The sequence below is a fragment of the Arthrobacter sp. Y3223166 genome (assembly GCF_059090935.1).
Map to the genome: position 1 here is coordinate 1 of NZ_JBNHGE010000083.1, position 2,242 is coordinate 2,242.

At 67.4% G+C, this 2,242-nt stretch carries 2 protein-coding genes; both read right to left on the minus strand.

Translation table 11 applies throughout. The features are described from left to right. Positions 1-613, minus strand: a 613-nt coding sequence (locus AC5RUH_RS16595) for a response regulator transcription factor (RefSeq protein WP_494129144.1), incomplete at its 3' end; no start/stop codon positions are given. A gap of 126 nt (positions 614-739) precedes the next feature. Further along, positions 740-2,143 carry an NAD(P)H-quinone dehydrogenase gene (locus AC5RUH_RS16600; RefSeq protein ID WP_494129145.1) on the minus strand — a complete coding sequence of 468 codons (1,404 nt, stop codon included), beginning with the start codon at positions 2,141-2,143 and terminating at the stop codon, positions 740-742. Positions 2,144-2,242 lie beyond the last annotated feature (99 nt).

A 2,242-nucleotide genomic window follows, 5' to 3' on the forward strand; every position in this document is an offset into this window, starting at 1 on the left:
CCCCGGCGCCGGTCTCGGCTGCGAAGGCCGGTGCCCCGCCGCCTCCTGCGAGCGCCGCTGCCGAAACGGCACCGGACGTCGACAGCGACAGGCCGGGATGCCCTCCGGCACCCACCCCCGCTCCCTGCAGAACGGGTTCGGGCACCTGAGTTGCCGCAGCTGCGCCGGCCAGGGCCGGCCCCGTCGGGGCACCCCCGCGGGCCCCGACGTCCTCCGGCAGACCGCCGTCGTTGCCCTTTGTAGTACGCGGGCGACGCAGCATCGCGGTGATCCTGGCGCGCAGTTCCCGGGGGCGGAACGGCTTGGTGAGGTAGTCATCCGCGCCGGTCTCCAAGCCCAGCAGCGTGTCCAGTTCTTCGGCGCGCGCGGTGAGCATGATGATGTACGTGTCGCTGAAGCGGCGCACCTGGCGCGCGACCTCGAAGCCATCGATGTCCGGCAGGCCGAGGTCGAGGGTGACGACATCGGGGTTGTGGCGCTTGATGGCGGCAACGCCTTCCATTCCGGAGGAGGCGGTGTGCACCGTAAACCCGGAACTGGACAGGACCGTCGAGATCAACTCCCGGATGTCCAGGTCATCCTCCACAATGACGGCAGTGCGCTGCTCGCTCATCCTTATTCCCCCAACTGACTGACTTCGGTTCATCGTTTCATTACATGGCTATTCGATGATCATAGTCCCAGAAGCTGACAATGTGGCGAAATAATCAGCGGGGAAATGACGGCAGAATGTGCCGCCCTAGAGATGCACGTGCAGCCGCCTCGCCGCCTCGGAAATGGAACCGGTCAGCGACGGGTACACCGTGAACGTGTTGGCGAGATCGTCCACGTGGAGTTTCTGGCTCACCGCCAGCGCGATGGGGAAGATCAGTTCGGAAGCCCGCGGGGCCACCACCACGCCCCCGATGACCGTGCCGGAACCGCGCCGCGCAATGATTTTCACGAAGCCGTCGGAGACGTTCATCATCTTGGCCCGCGCGTTGGTATTGAGCGAGAGTTTGATGATGTCGCCCTGGTACTTTCCCGCGGCGACTTCCTCCTCGGTCACCCCCACGGTGGCGATCTCCGGGCTGGTGAAGATATTGGACGCCACCTGCTTGAGCTTCAGCGGCTTGACGTAGTCGCCCAGCAGGTGGGCCACGGCGATGCGGCCTTGCATCGCGGCCACCGAGGCCAAAGCCAGCACGCCGGTGCAGTCGCCGGCAGCATAGATGTTCGACGCGGTGGTGCGCGAGACGCCGTCCACCTTGATGTGCCCGCCCTCGGTCAGGGCCACCCCGGCCTCTTCGAGCCCGATGCCGGCGGTGTTGGGAACGCCGCCCACGGCCAGCAGACAGTGCGAGCCCTCGACCACCCGGCCGTCGGCCAAGGTGACCAGCACGCCGTCGTCCGTTCGTTCCACGCTGGCGGCGCGGGACTTGGACAGCACGGTCATGCCGCTGCGGGCGAAAACGTCTTCGAGCACCTCGGCGGCGTCGGCGTCTTCGCCCGGCAGCACGCGGTCCCGCGAGGAGACCAGGGTGACCTTGGTGCCCAGCATGCGGTAGGCAGAGGCGAACTCGGCTCCCGTCACGCCCGAACCGACCACGATAAGGTGCTCCGGGATCTCGGTGAGGTTGTACACCTGCGTCCAGTTGAAGATGCGTTCACCGTCCGGCTTGGCCGTGGACAGTTCGCGGGGTGTGGCGCCGGTGGCCACCAGGATGGCATCCGCTGCAATCGTCTCGGTCTTCGTCTCCGTCGACACCGAGATGGTGTTCGGGCCGGAGAGCTTGCCTTCGCCCAGGATGACGCGCACCCCGGCACGCTCCAACCCGTGGTGGATGTCCGCCGACTGGCTCTCGGCCAGCTTCAGCAGGCGGTCGTTGACCGTGCGCAGATCGGCGTAGGCGGCGTTGGAGTCCTCATCGAAGCGGACCCCGAGGTCGTGGGCACTCGCGACCCGCCGCATGGCGTCGGCGGTCGCGATCAGGGTCTTGGACGGCACCACATCGGTCAGCACGGCGGAACCGCCGAGGCCCTTGCGTTCAATGATGGTCACCTTGGCGCCGAGCGAGTTGGCCACCATGGCCGCCTCATACCCGCCGGGGCCCCCGCCCAGGATCGCCAGACGCGGGGCACTGAAATCTATTTGGCTAGTCACGGACTTCATTCTGTCGCATGCCCCGCAACGCCTCAACCTGCCGGCACGGCGTGAAGCAGGCGCCGGCGGCCCGCGCACGGCCGCGGCCCGCGCACGGCC